Origin of the sequence: Pseudomonas urethralis (assembly GCF_021602465.1) — a bacterium.
Classification (GTDB): domain Bacteria; phylum Pseudomonadota; class Gammaproteobacteria; order Pseudomonadales; family Pseudomonadaceae; genus Aquipseudomonas; species Aquipseudomonas vlassakiae.
In genome coordinates, this window is sequence record NZ_BQIJ01000003.1 from 408,535 (window position 1) to 423,308 (window position 14,774).

General features: G+C 64.4%; 15 protein-coding genes. 9 read left to right on the top strand and 6 right to left on the bottom strand.

Going from position 1 to position 14,774, the window contains the following annotated elements; all coding sequences use genetic code 11:
• The first annotated feature begins 299 nt into the window (after positions 1 to 299).
• Complete coding sequence (locus tag L6D64_RS07420) at positions 300 to 485, top strand: type II toxin-antitoxin system HicA family toxin (protein WP_176506048.1); 186 nt, start codon at positions 300 to 302, stop codon at positions 483 to 485.
• Between the two features lie 17 nt (positions 486 to 502).
• The gene (locus L6D64_RS07425) at positions 503 to 928 is read left to right on the top strand and encodes a type II toxin-antitoxin system HicB family antitoxin (RefSeq protein ID WP_176506041.1); all 426 of its coding nucleotides are present in this window, start codon (positions 503 to 505) and stop codon (positions 926 to 928) included.
• Between the two features lie 45 nt (positions 929 to 973).
• On the opposite strand, the gene L6D64_RS07430 is transcribed toward L6D64_RS07425, so the two are convergent.
• From L6D64_RS07430 to L6D64_RS07450, 5 genes are all read right to left on the bottom strand, one after another.
• Positions 974 to 3,415, bottom strand: coding sequence for a penicillin acylase family protein (locus tag L6D64_RS07430; protein WP_176506042.1), 2,442 nt, complete (start codon positions 3,413 to 3,415; stop codon positions 974 to 976).
• 464 nt (positions 3,416 to 3,879) lie between these two features.
• Positions 3,880 to 4,083: an SEC-C metal-binding domain-containing protein gene (locus L6D64_RS07435; RefSeq protein WP_060486211.1), complete on the bottom strand. Its 204-nt coding sequence runs from the start codon at positions 4,081 to 4,083 to the stop codon at positions 3,880 to 3,882.
• Positions 4,084 to 4,090: 7 nt separating this feature from the next.
• On the bottom strand, positions 4,091 to 4,567 hold the full coding sequence (locus L6D64_RS07440) for an LEA/WHy family protein (RefSeq protein ID WP_176507398.1): 477 nt from the start codon (positions 4,565 to 4,567) through the stop codon (positions 4,091 to 4,093).
• Positions 4,568 to 4,569: 2 nt separating this feature from the next.
• A complete protein-coding gene (locus L6D64_RS07445) occupies positions 4,570 to 5,046 on the bottom strand; it encodes a YchJ family protein (RefSeq protein ID WP_054885840.1) in 477 nt (158 codons plus the stop codon).
• 2 nt (positions 5,047 to 5,048) lie between these two features.
• Positions 5,049 to 5,543: a DUF6231 family protein gene (locus L6D64_RS07450; RefSeq protein ID WP_176507399.1), complete on the bottom strand. Its 495-nt coding sequence runs from the start codon at positions 5,541 to 5,543 to the stop codon at positions 5,049 to 5,051.
• Positions 5,544 to 5,702: 159 nt separating this feature from the next.
• Between L6D64_RS07450 and L6D64_RS07455 the strand changes: the two genes are divergently transcribed.
• From L6D64_RS07455 to L6D64_RS07470, 4 genes are all read left to right on the top strand, one after another.
• The gene (locus tag L6D64_RS07455) at positions 5,703 to 6,392 is read left to right on the top strand and encodes a PA1041 family peptidoglycan-binding anchor lipoprotein (RefSeq protein WP_176507400.1); all 690 of its coding nucleotides are present in this window, start codon (positions 5,703 to 5,705) and stop codon (positions 6,390 to 6,392) included.
• Positions 6,393 to 6,476: 84 nt separating this feature from the next.
• Positions 6,477 to 7,190, top strand: a complete 714-nt coding sequence (locus L6D64_RS07460; RefSeq protein WP_176507401.1) for a PA1041 family peptidoglycan-binding anchor lipoprotein — start codon at positions 6,477 to 6,479, stop codon at positions 7,188 to 7,190.
• 101 nt (positions 7,191 to 7,291) lie between these two features.
• Positions 7,292 to 7,567 carry a DUF1145 domain-containing protein gene (locus L6D64_RS07465; RefSeq protein ID WP_176507402.1) on the top strand — a complete coding sequence of 92 codons (276 nt, stop codon included), beginning with the start codon at positions 7,292 to 7,294 and terminating at the stop codon, positions 7,565 to 7,567.
• Entirely contained in the window at positions 7,560 to 8,318 is a 759-nt protein-coding gene (locus L6D64_RS07470) for a collagen-like protein (protein WP_176507403.1), read from the top strand. Before L6D64_RS07465 ends, L6D64_RS07470 begins: the two co-directional genes overlap by 8 nt.
• A 99-nt stretch (positions 8,319 to 8,417) precedes the next feature.
• Here the strand turns inward: L6D64_RS07470 and L6D64_RS07475 are convergent, their stop codons facing one another.
• Positions 8,418 to 8,882: a CopD family protein gene (locus L6D64_RS07475; RefSeq protein WP_176507404.1), complete on the bottom strand. Its 465-nt coding sequence runs from the start codon at positions 8,880 to 8,882 to the stop codon at positions 8,418 to 8,420.
• Between the two features lie 99 nt (positions 8,883 to 8,981).
• On the opposite strand from L6D64_RS07475, the gene dinG reads away from it, so the two are divergent.
• The 3 genes from dinG to L6D64_RS07490 all read left to right on the top strand — a co-directional run bounded on the left by dinG (position 8,982) and on the right by L6D64_RS07490 (position 14,735).
• Complete coding sequence (gene dinG, locus L6D64_RS07480) at positions 8,982 to 11,126, top strand: ATP-dependent DNA helicase DinG (protein WP_176507405.1); 2,145 nt, start codon at positions 8,982 to 8,984, stop codon at positions 11,124 to 11,126.
• A gap of 81 nt (positions 11,127 to 11,207) precedes the next feature.
• Positions 11,208 to 13,445, top strand: coding sequence for a beta-galactosidase (locus L6D64_RS07485; protein WP_176507406.1), 2,238 nt, complete (start codon positions 11,208 to 11,210; stop codon positions 13,443 to 13,445).
• A 144-nt stretch (positions 13,446 to 13,589) separates the two neighbouring features.
• The gene (locus L6D64_RS07490; RefSeq protein WP_176507407.1) at positions 13,590 to 14,735 is read left to right on the top strand and encodes a serine hydrolase domain-containing protein; all 1,146 of its coding nucleotides are present in this window, start codon (positions 13,590 to 13,592) and stop codon (positions 14,733 to 14,735) included.
• The last annotated feature ends 39 nt before the right edge of the window (positions 14,736 to 14,774 follow it).

The following is a 14,774-nucleotide window of genomic DNA, read 5'->3' on the forward strand; positions in this document are numbered from 1 at the left end:
GGTAGAGGGCTTACCAGTTGAGAACGTCACAGGGTGGGGGAAGTTCGGACGAAGACGAGCGCCGGCTCCCACCTGGCTCAAGGGCGGTCAGGAGGAACCCTGGCCGCTAGCGGCCCGGCACCAGTGTCAACCGCTGGCGGCCATTTCCTCCAACGTTGTGAGGCAGCGAAAAAGACTACACATTGTTCAGAAACGCAGACCCGCCATTCGCGGTTTACTACGGGCTCACATTTATTGTGCGCAACAAAAATGTTGCGCTTGGTGTGCGTGTAATGCACATTGAGCAATCGAAGGCCCGTATGAAATACAGTGAATTTCGCCGATGGCTACGCGCCCGAGGTGTAACGTTCGTTCCGGCCAAAGGCAGCCATTTCAAGGTTTACCTCGGTAATCGCCAGACGATTTTCCCCGACCACGGCGCCAAAGAGATTGGCGAGGGGCTGAGAAGAAAGATACTCAAAGATCTGGGCCTGGGCGAATGTTGAAATGAGGGGAGAACACCATGACCTTTGACTATCCAGTAATCATTCATCGAGAGGCGGGCAGTGTCTGGATCAGTTGCCCAGATGTGCCTGAGATGTCCAGTGCAGGCGATACCGAGGAAGAGGCGCTGTTCGATGCGGTAGACGCCATGGAGTCCGCACTTTCATTTTATGTCGACCAGAAGATTGCGATACCGCTACCTGCCAAGCGATCGGCTGACCAGCCTGTCGTACGCTTGCCGGCCCTGACGGCGGCGAAGGCAGCCCTGTGGAATACCATGGTTGAGCAGAAAGTGAGCAAGACCGAGATGGCGCGGCGTCTGGGCATCAATCGCCCTCAGGTCGATCGCCTGGTGGATCTCTTGCATCGTTCGAAGATCGAGCAGGTCGAGCATGCATTGCATGTACTCGGTCAGCGAATCGAACTCGCTGTCGTCACGGCTTGACGCCCCCAAGAAAGAAAAAGCCGCCAGTCCAGGCGGCTTTTTTCACTAGCGGCCCGGTACCAGGGTCAACCGCTGGCTGCCATAGGCCCGCCCGAAGTTCTGCGGCTGCAGCGGCAGGCTCATGAACCGCCCCTTGAACCAGGCGTCCAACCCGTCGCTGTAGTGCGCACTGGCCGGGTTGCCCGACTGGCCGTTGCTGGTCAGGACCTGCAGCGGCTCGGCCTGGCCGAAGTCGACGATCATGCGTGCCGAGGCCGGCAGGCGGGTGTCGAAATCGCTGCCCCAGGCGTAAGGGGTCAGGGCCAGGGTCGTGAAATCGCCACCGGCCGCCATCGGTGAGCGGCTCAGTGGGTCGCCCAGGCCGTGGTAAGCAGGGGCCGGCCAGCGGTACTGGTGCAGCTTGCCCCACTGCCAGGCGCGTCGGTCGCTGCCCAGTTGCGCGGTGCCAGTATCCACGGCGGCCGCCAGGCTGCGGGCGAGGATGGCCGGTTTGTCCTCTTTCTGCGGCGTGGTGCGATCATCCCAGAACGGGCTGTCGTCGCGGCCCAGCAGGTGGTCGGCCTGGGCCGAGTACGACAGGCGGGCGTTGCTGACGAAGGCTTGCCAGGCTGGGCTCGATTCCGGACCGAGGTCGTCGAGGAAGGTCTGCCGGGCCACTTCCTGAAGGAACAGCTGGTACAGCGCTGCATCGGCCGAGACCGGGCTCAGGCGGCCGTCGAAGGCCTTCAGCCGGGCCAGGGTGTCGCGCGCCTTGTCACGCTGGGATGCAGGCAGGGCGTCGATCGCCTGCTTGAGCGGCTGGGCCATGCCGGGGGCGTCGAACATTTGCTTGAGCTTGTCGCTCAGCAGCGTCACCTGATCGTTCTGCAGGGCCATCAGGCTGCGGTTGTCGTGCCGACCGTTGCCGGCCAGCTGGCCGAGGCGCTCGGCGCGTTCAGGGTAGTACCAGGTACTCGACAGCTGCATGCCGTAGCCACGCGGCAGGCTGCGTTGGTTGGCATGGGCGATCCAGCCGGCCGCAGGGTCCTGGTCATAGGGATGCAGCATCGGGTCGGCATAGCCATCCCAGTCATAGCGACCCTCCCAGCCGGGCGATGGCAGCAGGCCCTGGCCTTCACGGCGGTTCGGGTAGCGGCCGCTGACCTGCCAGCCGATGTGCTCGGGCTCGGCGAAGACGAAGTTGAGCGCGGCAGTGGCAACTTCGCGGGTGCTGTCGAAGGCGCGCTCGACATTCTGCGCGCGGGTCAGGTCGAACAGCGCGTCGAGGCTACGGTCGCCCTTGAGTTGCGGCAGGCTCAGGGCCAGGCCCAGGCTGGCGCTGCCTGCCTGGGGGAGCAGGGTGCCGTGCCGGGTGTCGTACATCACCTCGCGCACTGGGCGTTGGCCACGGATGAAGAAGGTTTCGCTGCGGGCGCGGGCCGGCAGCCACTTGCCGTCGGCCAGATAGGTCACCTGGCTTCCGGCGTGGCGCAGCTGCTCCAGATACAGGTCCTGGTTGTCGGCCATCACCGCGCTGCTGCTCCAGGCCAGCTTGCCGTTGTAGCCGGCCAGCACGATGGGCAGGCCGGGCAATGACAGGCCCGCGACCTGGTACTTGCCGGTGTGGATCTGCACCGGGCTCAGCGCCCAGGCTGCACGGCTGTCGCTGGCCAGCAGGCTCTTGCCGCTGCGGCTGCGTTGCGGGCCCAGCGCCAGGTTGGCCGAACCGGGGCTGCCGAGCAGGTCGAGATCGGCAAGTTTCTGGCTGGCTGCTGCCAGCGCGGGCAAACCTGGCAGTTGGCTGCTCAGGTTCAGGCCCTTGAGTTTTTCCACCTCGGCTTCTGCCAGCGGCTCGTCCGGTGCGCCGGGCAACAACCAGGGCAGTTTGTCGTTGCCGACTTTCTGCGCCAGGGTCAGGGCGCTGAGTTCTTCCTGCAGGTTTACCGATTGGCTGAAGGCGTACAGGTTGAAGATCAATGCCGAGTCTTCAGGCTTCCAGTACTCCGGGCGATAGCCACTGCTGGCCAGGTTGGCCGGCAGCTTGTCGCGGTAGCGGAACAGGTAGGCGTTGACCCCACGGGCATACACTTCAAAGAAGCGCTTCAGACGCGGCGAGGCATCGGCGTACTGCTGGGCGGCGTTCTGCTTCAGGTTAGCGGCACGCATCAGCCGGTCGATATCCAGCGCTTCGCTGCCGGCCAGCTCCGCCAGGCGGCCTTGGGCGAGCAGGCGCATGGCAAGCATTTGCTCGATGCGATCGCCGGCATGCACATAGCCCAGGGTGAACAGCGCGTCATGGAAACTGCTGCTTTCGATCAGCGGTGCGCCCATGGCGTTGCGCCGGACCGAGACGTTCTGCGCCAGGCCTTTGAGTTGCTGAACGCCAGTGGAGGGTGGCACGCTGTCCTGGTAACCACCCATCTGGCAGCCGGCGAGCCCGAGCATGCCGAGCAGCGTGGCGGTGGTACTGAACCGCAGGCGGAAGGGAGGAAGGACGGGGGCGGCCATGACAAGGGCTCCTGCAGGGCGTGGCGGGGTTGTGAGAGGCGCTAAAGGTAGCATGCCGAAAGGGTTTTCAGTGTGCTTGCAAGGCGGGATAAGGGGACGCAGATGTGCCTGCCTTGAGATGTTCAGCGCCTGTGAGATCGAGCGCCGCCCGCGCGGCGCTTCGCGGGGCAAGCCCGCTCCCACAGTCTGTTTCGGGCCAGTTACACTTGTGATGCCACCGCTGCCCGCCTTGTTTGTTCCCTTCGATATTGAGGAGAACAGTGCCGTTACTTCATCTATTTCAAGCCATGCGCCAAGGGGACGAGTGCGGAGGAGGCAGAAGTAACTGGCCCGAAACAGATGTGGGAGCGGGCTTGCCCCGCGAAGCGCCGCGCGGGCGGCGCTCGGTCTCACAGGCGCCAGAGGGCTTCAGGCATGCACTTGTCAGCCCAGATGCTTTCTCAAGCCTTACAGCCTTATAGCCATCAAGCGCCGTGGCACTTCTTGAACTTTTTCTGGCTGCCGCACGGGCACGGGTCGTTGCGGCCGACGTCCTTCAGGGCGTTGCGCACAGGCTCCTGGTGGCCATGGTTGCAGTGCGGGCCGTGTACATGGCCGTGGTCGTGATCATGCTGATGATCGTGACCGTGGTTGCAGTCCGGGCCATGAACATGGGGTTGCTGGGTCATTGCAGGGTTACTCCGGTATGAGATCGCCGGGGATTATCTCACCACTGCGCGACAAGTGCAGGTCCTGATGGATGATCAGCCCGGTCTCCAGCTCGCCCCGCAGGCGGTAATGCAGTGGCTGCCCGCTTTTGAGCAGCTTGGCCAACGGCTTCAGGTGCTGCCACAGGTTGGTTCGCGCGGTGATCTTGAACGTGCGCCGGGCATGCCCGCCGACGCTGCGCCAGAGGCTCACTTCGTCCTGCGCCAGCAGCAGGTCGTCGAGCCACACCGAATAGCTCAGGTTGCGAATGAACAGGCGGCTGTCGTTGGGGTTGTCGACGCGCAGGTGCAGGACGAATTCCTGCTGCAGCAGCCGCGCCTTTACCGTTTCCACCTTGTCCAGGTGCAATTCCGGCTCGCGCGTATCATCGTCGCCCCAGCTCGCACAGCCCGCCAGCAGCCCCAGCAGGGCGCCGAGCACGAGCAGGCGGGTGGCGGCAATCATGTTCAATTGCCAACGTAGCTGGCACAGCATTTCTTGAATTTCTGCCCGCTGCCGCAGGGGCAGGGGTCGTTGCGGCCGGCCTTGAGCGCAACGGTGGGGTCGATGAAATACCAGCGCCGCTCGTGCTGCACGAAAGCAGAGCGCTCGCGGTGCTGATGGTCGCCCGCCTGGTCATGCCAGCGTGCGGTGAACGTCACGAAGGCGTGTTCGGGCTGGCCGCCGAGTACTTCGGCGCTTTCCACCTCCAGGCCCAGCCAGGTGCTCTGGGCGCTCCAAGCTGCCATGGCGGCACGGTCCAGCCCCTCCTGCTGGGCCGGCAGGGTAGTGGCCACCAGGTAGTCGACCAGCCCCAATACATAGGCGCTGTAGCGCGAACGCATCAACGTCTGGGCGTCTGGAGCCGCAGTGCCGGCATGGTAATGCCCACAGCAGGCGTCGAGCAGGTTGCCGCTGCCACAAGGGCAAACCGAGACACTCATCATCACCACCAATACTTGCCGAAGTTTTCAGGGTTGGCCCAGAACTTGGCGTTGAGCCAGTCCGGGACCTGCTTGTAGTCATGTAGATCATAGGTGAACAAGCTCAACACCTGCTCGTCGCGGCGGAATTTCTCGCTGGCCGACAGCGCCAGCGAAAAGAAATCGGTGTCTTGCCAACCGCAGGCGGGCAGGTCGGCCAGCACTGCAACCCGGCTTGCGTTGAGGTTGCGGATGCCGCCCAACAATTGCAGGCCGGTGCGTTTGGGCAGGTGTTCCAGGCAGTCCACCAGCACTGCCAGGTCGAAGCGCTGCGCAGCCAGCGCTGCCGGCAATGGCCCCGGCGCGCAGGTTTCGATGGCCACCTGGGGGTGCGCCTGGGCGAAGGCATCCAGGGCCGGGAAGCGGCTGCCCACCAGCAGCAGGCGCTGCGGGGTGAAGCGCTCTAGCAGCGCGGCCAGGGCTTGTTGCGGCGTGCGCTGGGAAAAACCGTCGGTCATTGCCAATCCTCGTTCAAGTCATCCAAGACTAGCGGGCTGCTGCCCGCCGGCATAGAGGCAAGAGGCCGCGTCGTGGCTTGTTGCTGGCAGGGATGGATTGCGCGGTCTTTACTCCCAGAGATCGGCCTTATGCCGATTCCCCTAGGAGAAGCTACGAAAATGAGCATAGTACGCACAGCGTTACCCCTGGTACTGCTCACCAGTGTGTTGACTGGTTGTGCAGGTTTGCAAAAAACCGACTGGCCGAAATGCGCTGCCGTCGGGGGCGTTGCCGGTGCCGGCCTGGGTGCCATCGAGAGTTCCAGCTGGGCTGGCTGGGGCGCGCTGCTCGGCGGTGGCCTGGCGGCAGGCTATTGCTGGGCTCACGGCGATGGCGACGAAGACGGTGATGGCGTGCCGGACAGCCGTGACAAGTGCCCGGGTACGCCGCACGGCGTGAAGGTCGATGCCAATGGCTGCCCACCGCCTCCACCAGTGGTCGAGGAAGTGGTGGTGCAGAAGGAAGAAGTGATCGTCATTCGTGATGTGCACTTCGAATTCAACTCTTCGCGCCTGACTGCGGCCGACAAGGAGCGCCTGAACACGGTCGCCACGCGCCTCAAGCAAGAGGCCCCGAGCGCCCGTCTGAGCGTGACTGGCCACACCGACAGCGTGGGCTCCGACAAGTACAACCAGAAGTTGTCCGAGCACCGTGCCCATGCGGTAACCGATTACCTGATCGACAGCGGTGTGCCTCGCGCCAGCTTCGTTTCGGTGGCAGGCGCAGGCGAAACCCAGCCAGTGGCGGACAATGCCACGGCCGAGGGGCGTGCCATGAACCGTCGTACCGAAATCAAGATCCAGCGTTGACGTCACGGCGCCCGCGCCTTGTGAAGTGGCGCGGGCGCATCTTCAATCCCGCCAGCGGTGGCCGATGACACAGGAGCATTCATCATGAGTGTTATGTCGAAGGCGGCGATGCCGTTGCTGTTGGTTACCAGCCTGCTTGCAGGCTGCGCCACCCACAGTGACGGCAGTGCGCCCCTCAATCAAAGGACGTGGCCCGTCTGCAGCCTGCTCGGTGGCGCGGTGGGGGGCGGCCTTGGCGCCATCGAAAACTCGAGCTGGGCGGCTGGCCTCGGCGCCCTCGGCGCGATCACCGGTGGGCTGATCTGTTATGCCCAGGATGGTGACGAGGATGGTGACGGTGTGTTCGACCGTCGCGACCGCTGCCCCGACACCCCGGCCAATACAGCGGTGAACCACATGGGCTGCCCGCTGCCGCAGTATCCGCCGGCGCAACCCGCACCACAGCCCAAGCCTGAGGTGATCAGCCTCGATGACCAGGGCCAGGTGATGTTCGCGTTCAATTCCGCCGATCTCACCCCGGGTAGCGAAGAACGCCTGAAAAGCCTGCTGCCGCGCCTCAGCGAGTTGGGTGTCACGCGTGTCAAGGTGGTCGGGCATACCGACAACGTCGGCTCAGACAGCTACAACCAGGCGCTTTCCGAACGCCGCGCCGCCAGTGTCGCCGAATACCTGATCAGTCAGGGCCTGGCGCCGCAGAAGGTGACCAGCGAGGGCCGTGGTGCCCATGAGCCGATCGCCGACAACGCCACCGATGAAGGGCGTGCGCACAACCGACGGGTGGACCTGCACCTTAACTGACTCTGCTGGCGCGTGCCTGGGCATGCAGGTAGTGTTGGCTGCGCGGCGCGCATGCTCGGGCCGCGTTGACATAACAATAAATAGACACGTAGGGGCGGGGTATGAAGTTCATCCTGGGCCTGGGCAAGGTCCTCACCGTGGCGTTCTGGGGCGTGGTGCTGTTCAACCTGATGATGCCGCAACCGTTGCCATTGAATCTGTTGATCAATGCCTTGGGCATTTTTGTGCTGGGCCTGCATGTTCTCGAAATGCTGTTTTTCAATGGCAGCTTGCGTGGCCGCAGCCATCGCTGGTTCGACCGGTTGCAGATCCTGCTGACCGGTATTTTTCATGTCATGTCCATTCCCCGTCCGCAGGAGGCGCCTCGCCATGCGTAAATTGATGTTGCTGGCGGTATTGGCCGCGCCCGTGGCACAGGCGCAGAGCCTTGAGGTTGCCTCGCATTCGATGTTGCGGCTGCCGAACAAGTCGGCCAGCGTGCACCTGGAGCAGTTGAATGTCGCGGATTCGGCGACCTTGCTGTTGCCGTCCACATTGACCGAACTGAAGGTCGATCATCTGCAGCTGGGCCGCGATGCGCGGATTGCCATTGCGCCTGCCGAAGCACCGCTGCTTATCGAGGTACGCGATGCTGTGCTGGGCGAGGGCAGTGAGATCAGCGCGCCAGGTGCGCCCGGTACCTACGAACGGGCTGCCCGCTCCGGGCGCAGCCTGGAATTGACCCTCGCCAAGGTCGACGCCGAACGCCTGGCCATCGATGCCCGTGGTGGCGCCGGAGCGCCGGGTTACATGGGCCTTGATGGCGCCAATGGCCAGGCGGGAGGTTGTGCCTGGGGCCAGGCAAGCAAAGGGGCGAATGGTGATGATGGTGGCAACGGGCATGACGGTGCACCCGGCGGGCGGATTCGCCTGAACCTGCCGCAAGGGTTCCCGCAGGAACGCATCGTGGTACGCCTGGAGGGTGGTGCGCCGGGCAAGGCCGGGGCGGCGGGCAAGGCCGGTAAAGGCGGGGCGAGCAAGGGGTGCCTGGTGTATCGCACCGACGCCGGAGCCAATGGCCGCCCAGGGCAGGAAGGGCAACCTGGGTTGGCTGGCGCCGAGGGTGAACTGATTTTGCAGCGTCTCTGAGGCTGAGGGCCTGACTATAGAGTTCTAGGGCCTGTGAGATCGAGCGCCGCGCGGGCGGCGCTTGATCTCACAGGCCTTAAAAATGCCGCGTAGAACCCCTCACATCAACAACCGGGAACTGGCCACCGCAACGACCGCCAGGCCCAGCAGCAGGTTGATCCCCACCATCCGTCGAATCCGCCCGAGCACCGCAGCGCCCGCCGGCCAGTCCTCAGCCTGCACCGCCGCCTTGAGCTCCGGCAGCAGCAATGCCTGGATGCGCATGAACAGCGCGAACATGGCAATCCCGCCGCCAATCATCACGTGTACATATTTGGGCGCAGTCTCGAAGCCGCTGAAACGCATGTGCAACATGCCGATACCACTGATCGCCAGAATCGCCACGGCCAGCCAGACCCAGACGAAGAAGCGTCGGAAAACTTCCACCCACAGGCGCAGGCGGGCAGGCCCTTCAAGGGCTGCAACCGTTGCCGGGCGCAGCACCAGCCAGGCGAAGAACATGCCGCCGACCCATATCAGGGCGGCAAGGACATGCAAGGTGTAGGGCAGGGCAAAGGCAAGCATCCGGGATCTCCATGCGGCACAAAGGGCAATAGCGGGGTATGATAGCCGCCCCATGCAAAACACTGAAAATATATCCAGCCCTCCGGGCGCCTGCAGACCATGATCAGCAACGAACTCAAAGCCACCATCCAGGGCGCCTACACGCGTTTTCTCGAAGCCAAGGGCCTCAAGCCGCGGTATGGCCAGCGCCTGATGATCGCCGAAGTGGCCAAGGTGCTCGGCGACATCGCCTGTGACGACGAAGGCCGTCGCGCCGGCGAGCCCGCCGTGGTTGCGGTGGAAGCGGGCACCGGTACCGGCAAGACGGTCGCCTACGCGCTGGCCGCGATCCCGGCCGCCAAGGCCGCCGGCAAGCGCCTGGTGATCGCCACCGCGACCGTGGCATTGCAGGAGCAGATCGTCATCAAGGACCTGCCGGACCTGATGCGCAACAGCGGCCTGAACTTCAGCTTCGCCCTGGCCAAGGGCCGTGGCCGTTACCTGTGCCTGTCCAAGCTCGACATCCTGCTGCAGGAGGGCCACGCGCAGTCGGCCACTGCCCAGCTGTTCGAGGAAGAAGGCTTCCACATCGAGGTTGACGAGCGCAGCCAGAAGCTGTTCAACAGCATGATCGAGAAGCTCGCCGGCAACCGTTGGGACGGCGACCGCGACAGCTGGTCGGAGGCCATCGAGGACCAGGACTGGGCGCGGCTGACCACCGATCACAGCCAGTGCACCGGCCGCCACTGCCCGAACTTCCAGCAGTGCGTGTTCTACAAGGCCCGTGAAGGCATGGGCAAGGTCGATGTGATCGTCACCAACCACGACATGGTCCTGGCCGACCTGGCCCTGGGCGGAGGCGCAGTGCTGCCTGACCCGCGCGACACGGTGTACGTGTTCGATGAAGGCCACCACCTGCCCGACAAGGCCATCGGCCACTTCGCCCATTATTCGCGCCTGCGCTCCACCGCCGACTGGCTGGAGCAGACTGCCAAGAACCTCACCAAGTTGCTGGCCCAGCACCCCTTGCCGGGCGACCTGGGCAAGTACATCGAACAGGTGCCAGAGCTGGCGCGGGAAGTGCGCACCCAGCAGCAGTTCATGTTCACCCTGTGCGAGCAGGTCGCCGATTTCCGCCCGAGCGAGGATACCGAAGGCCGAGAGCGCCCGCGTTATCGCTTCGAGGGCGGCGTGGTGCCGGAGCAGATCCGCGAAGTCGGTATCGAGCTGAAAAAAGGCTTCGCCCGCCTCAATGACCTGTTCACCCGCCTGGCCGACCTGCTCAAGGAAGGCATGGATGGCGAGGTCAACATCGGCATCGCCAGCCACCAGGCCGAGGAGTGGTACCCACTGTTCGGCAGCCTGGTCACTCGCGCCCAGGGCAACTGGGAGCTGTGGACCGCGTTCACCACCGAGGACCCGGAGGACAGCCCGCCCATGGCGCGTTGGCTGACTCTGGCCGAAAGCGGCGCGCTGTTCGACATCGAGGTCAATGCCAGCCCGATCCTTGCTGCCGACATGCTGCGCCGCAGCCTCTGGAGCGTTGCCCATGGCGCTCTGGTGACCTCGGCCACGCTGACCGCACTGGGCAAGTTCGACCGTTTCCGCATGCGCTCGGGGCTGCCCCGCGATGCCGTCACTTGCGTGGTGCCCAGCCCGTTCGTGCATGGCGATGCCGGCCTGCTGCGGGTCCCCGACCTCAAGGCCGATCCGCGTGACGCGGCGGCACACACTGCGGCGATCATTCGCGAACTGCCAGGCATCGTCGAAGATGCCCGCGGCGCGCTGGTGCTGTTCTCTTCGCGCAAGCAGATGCAGGAAGTGTTCGACGGCCTGGACCGCGACTGGCGCAAGCTGGTGCTGATCCAGGGCAACCTGTCCAAGCAGGAAACCTTGAACAAGCACAAGGCAAGGGTCGACGATGGCCAGCACAGCGTGTTGTTCGGCCTGGCCAGCTTCGCCGAGGGTGTCGACCTGCCAGGTGCCTACTGTGAGCATGTGGTCATCGCCAAGATCCCCTTCGCCGTGCCCGACGACCCGGTCGAAGCAGCACTGGCCGAATGGATCGAAGCCCGTGGCGGTAACCCGTTCATGGAGATTGCCGTGCCCGACGCCTCGCTGCGTCTGATCCAGGCCTGCGGTCGCCTGTTGCGGACCGAGCAGGATCGCGGCGTCATCACCTTGCTTGATCGGCGCCTGGTCACGCAGCGCTATGGCAAGGCTATTCTCAATGCGCTACCGCCTTTCCGGCGGGATATTTCCTGAGGGCAGGCGCACGATGCGCCGGCCCGTTGTCCATGACTCAGTCGCGGGCCCATGAGGGCCTGGAAGGAGAGCCCCAGCCTTATGATCCGCCACACCTTGCCCGTGGTATTCACGCTGTTGTTCAGCACGCCTTTGCTGGCCGGGCAACAGACGCTGTTCAGCTTCGTCCGCCCGGCCTCGGTGGTCAATGTGGCGACCGAAGGCACCGGCATGCCGCAGTACAATGCGGAGCAGACAGCTGAGGGCGAGGTGCTCAGGCGGGTGGTGTTCAATCCGGTCGAACGGCCGACCTTGCGCCTGAGCCCGCAGAGCGGCGTGTGGGACTGGTCGGCGGGGCGTTACCTCACCTTGCGCATGCAAAGCGCCCAGGATTGGGCGTTGACCGTCGACGTGACGCTGCTCGGCAGTGATGGGCGCACGCTGACCAGTCGTATCGACCTGCCTGCCGGGCCTGCGCAAACCGTCATGGTTCCGCTCACGGCCAGTTCGCCGTTGAGCCAGGGCATGCGGGCCGGCCCGCCGATGCCATGGGTCTATGACGGGCAGCGGTTGCTGCTGACCAGCAGTGCCGGTGAACTGGATCTCAAGCAGGTGGTGTCCGTCAGCCTGACCATACCCAACCCGAAAGTGGCGCAGAACCTGCTGATCGAGAAGGTCGGCATCCAGGACGACGACCAGGCCTACGAGGCGGCCTACCACGCGTTGATCGATGCCTACGGCCAGTCCACCCGGGGCAACTGGCCCGAGAAGATTACCAGTGACGAGCAGCTCAAGGCGGCTGACGCGCGTGAACAGCAGCAGCTCAAGAGCTGGTTGGCTGACCGCGAGAAGCAGCAGCTGGACAGCTACGGGGGCTTGCTGGCCGGTCCGGCGTTCGCCGCCAAGGGCTTTTTCCGTACCGAGAAGCGCGATGGCCGCTGGTACCTGGTTACCCCGCAAGGCCACCCGTTCTATTCGCTGGGGGTCAATGCCGTGGCCGCCGATGGCGGGCGTACCTACGTTGCCGGCCGCGAGGGGATGTTCAAGACCCTGCCAGGTGAAGGCGACGCGCTGACGGCCTTTTATGGTGAAGGCAATAACGACGATGGCAACGCCTCGTCGCAAGGGCGCAGTTTCAAGCAAGGGCGCTGGTTCGATTTCTATGCCGCGAATATCCAGCGCACCTATGGCAAACCTTGCCCGCCTGCCGTGCAAGGCCAGGCCACACCCGAGTGCCCACCGCTAGCGCTGGATGCCGAGCGGTGGCAGGCCCACACGCTGGACCGGCTGCAGGCCTGGGGCTTCAATACCTTGGGCAACTGGAGCGACCCTGCCATCGGCCAGGCCAAACGCATGCCCTACACCTTGCCGCTGTCGATCGTCGGTGACTATGCCAGCATCAGCACCGGTATGGACTGGTGGGGCCGCATGCCTGACCCGTTCGACCCACGCTTTGCCATGGCCACGGAGCGCGCCGTGGCCATTGCCGCGCGGGATCACCGTGACGACCCCTGGCTGATCGGCTATTTCGCCGACAACGAACTGGCCTGGGCGGCACCCGGCAACGACCCCAAGGCGCGCTATGGCCTGGCCTACGGGACACTGCGTCTGACCACCGACGTGCCGGCCAAGCGCGCTTTCCTCAAGCAGCTGCGCGACAAGTACCGCAACCAGGAGGGGCTGTCCAAGGCCTGGGGGATCGACCTGCAGGCCTGGGAGTTGATGGAAGACCCAGGCTTCGAGGCCCCGCTGCCGAATCCCGAGCACCCGGAAATCGAGCGTGATTACCAGTATTTCCAGCAGGTATTCGCCGAGACCTACTTCAAGACCATCGCCGACGCACTGAAGTGGCATGCACCCGACCACCTGCTGCTGGGTGGCCGTTATGCCGTAAGCACCCCGGAGGCGGTCAAGGCCTGCGCCGAGTTCTGCGATGTCCTGAGTTTCAACTTCTATACCCTCAAGCCCGAGGATGGCTATGACTTTGCCCGCTTGGCCGAACTTGACAAGCCGGTGCTGGTGTCCGAGTTCCAGTTCGGTTCCCGCGACCGCGGGCCGTTCTGGCCAGGGCCGGTGGAAGTGGCCAGGGAAGAAGACCGCGGGCCGGCCTATGGCAACTTCCTCAAGGCCGCGCTGGCACAGCCGATGATCGTGGGCGCGCACTGGTTCCAATACCTTGACCAACCGGCCAGCGGGCGCTTGCTCGATGGCGAGAACGGCCACCTGGGCCTGGTGGCGATCACCGATGTGGCGTACCCGGGTTTCGTCGAGGCGGTACGCAAGAGCAACCTGCAGGCCGTTGGTCAGTTGCGCAGCGAACTGGAGAAAAAAGCCCCCTGAATGTCTACCGGGGGCGCTCAGCGCCCCTGGCCCATTGGATCCTGCCGCTTCGGCAGCGTCCGTCCGGCTTCGCCCAGTAGGCAAAACCGCCAACTACTGAAACAATGCACGCCTTTGTCAGCATGGTCGTACGGAGAACAGCGGGTGCAGATCCAGGGTCACTATGAGCTGAAGTTCGAAGCGGTGCGTGAAGCGTTCGCGGCACTGTTCGAGGATCCCCAGGAGCGTGGCGCTGCGCTGTGCATCCAGGTCGGTGGCGAGACCGTGGTCGACCTGTGGGCAGGCACCGCCGACAAGGACGGCCAGCAGGCCTGGCACAGCGATACCATTGCCAACCTGTTTTCCTGCACCAAGACATTCACCGCCGTGACTGCGTTGCAGCTGGTGGGTGAGGGCAAGCTGGCCCTGGATGCCCCGGTGGCCCGTTACTGGCCGGAGTTCGCCCAGGCCGGCAAGCACAACATCACCCTGCGTCAATTGCTCAGCCACCGTGCAGGCCTGCCAGCGATCCGCGAGCTGCTACCGGCTGAAGCCCTGTACGACTGGCAGGCCATGGTCGATGCCCTGGCCGCCGAAACGCCGTGGTGGACGCCCGGCACCGAACACGGCTACGCCGCCATCACCTATGGCTGGCTGATCGGCGAACTGATCCGCCGCGTCGATGGCCGCGGCCCGGGTGATTCGATCGTCGCTCGTACTGCCCGGCCGCTGGGCCTGGACTTCCACGTCGGCCTGGCCGACGAAGAGTTCCACCGCGTGGCGCACATTGCCCGTGGCAAGGGCAACGCGGGTGATGCCGCCGCCCAGCGCCTGCTGCAGGTGACCATGCGTGAGCCCGCGGCGCTGTCGACTCGCGCCTTCACCAACCCGCCGGCCATCCTGACCAGCACCAACAAGCCTGAATGGCGGCGCATGCAGCAGCCGGCGGCCAACGGCCATGGCAATGCATGCAGCCTGGCAGGTTTCTATGCCGGCCTGCTCGATGGCAGCCTGCTCGAATCCGAACTGCTCGACGAACTGACCCGCGAACACAGCCTGGGCGAGGACCGTACCTTGTTGACCCGGACCCGTTTCGGCCTGGGTTGCATGCTCGACCAGCCCGATGTGGCCAACGCCACCTTTGGCCTCGGCGCCCGTGCGTTTGGCCATCCAGGTGCTGGCGGTTCGGTCGGTTTTGCCGACCCGGAGCACGACGTGGCGTTCGGCTTCGTGGTCAATACCCTTGGCCCTTACGTGCTCATGGACCCAAGAGCCCAGCAACTGGTACGCGTGCTTGGCACTTGCCTTTGATCGGGTAAAGCGGGTATTACGCAGCCCCTTTGACTATCC

Bases quoted from the DNA above. Each gene is read 5' to 3' on its own strand.
- L6D64_RS07420 (WP_176506048.1), top strand. From the start codon at position 300: ATGAAATACAGTGAATTTCGCCGATGGCTACGCGCCCGAGGTGTAACG.
- L6D64_RS07470 (WP_176507403.1), top strand. From the start codon at position 7,560: ATGCGTAAATTGATGTTGCTGGCGGTATTGGCCGCGCCCGTGGCACAG.
- L6D64_RS07455 (WP_176507400.1), top strand. From the start codon at position 5,703: ATGAGCATAGTACGCACAGCGTTACCCCTGGTACTGCTCACCAGTGTG.
- L6D64_RS07445 (WP_054885840.1), bottom strand. From the start codon at position 5,046: ATGAGTGTCTCGGTTTGCCCTTGTGGCAGCGGCAACCTGCTCGACGCC.
- dinG (WP_176507405.1), top strand. From the start codon at position 8,982: ATGATCAGCAACGAACTCAAAGCCACCATCCAGGGCGCCTACACGCGT.
- L6D64_RS07450 (WP_176507399.1), bottom strand. From the start codon at position 5,543: ATGACCGACGGTTTTTCCCAGCGCACGCCGCAACAAGCCCTGGCCGCG.
- L6D64_RS07435 (WP_060486211.1), bottom strand. From the start codon at position 4,083: ATGACCCAGCAACCCCATGTTCATGGCCCGGACTGCAACCACGGTCAC.
- L6D64_RS07460 (WP_176507401.1), top strand. From the start codon at position 6,477: ATGAGTGTTATGTCGAAGGCGGCGATGCCGTTGCTGTTGGTTACCAGC.
- L6D64_RS07465 (WP_176507402.1), top strand. From the start codon at position 7,292: ATGAAGTTCATCCTGGGCCTGGGCAAGGTCCTCACCGTGGCGTTCTGG.
- L6D64_RS07425 (WP_176506041.1), top strand. From the start codon at position 503: ATGACCTTTGACTATCCAGTAATCATTCATCGAGAGGCGGGCAGTGTC.
- L6D64_RS07475 (WP_176507404.1), bottom strand. From the start codon at position 8,882: ATGCTTGCCTTTGCCCTGCCCTACACCTTGCATGTCCTTGCCGCCCTG.
- L6D64_RS07440 (WP_176507398.1), bottom strand. From the start codon at position 4,567: ATGATTGCCGCCACCCGCCTGCTCGTGCTCGGCGCCCTGCTGGGGCTG.
- L6D64_RS07430 (WP_176506042.1), bottom strand. From the start codon at position 3,415: ATGGCCGCCCCCGTCCTTCCTCCCTTCCGCCTGCGGTTCAGTACCACC.
- L6D64_RS07485 (WP_176507406.1), top strand. From the start codon at position 11,208: ATGATCCGCCACACCTTGCCCGTGGTATTCACGCTGTTGTTCAGCACG.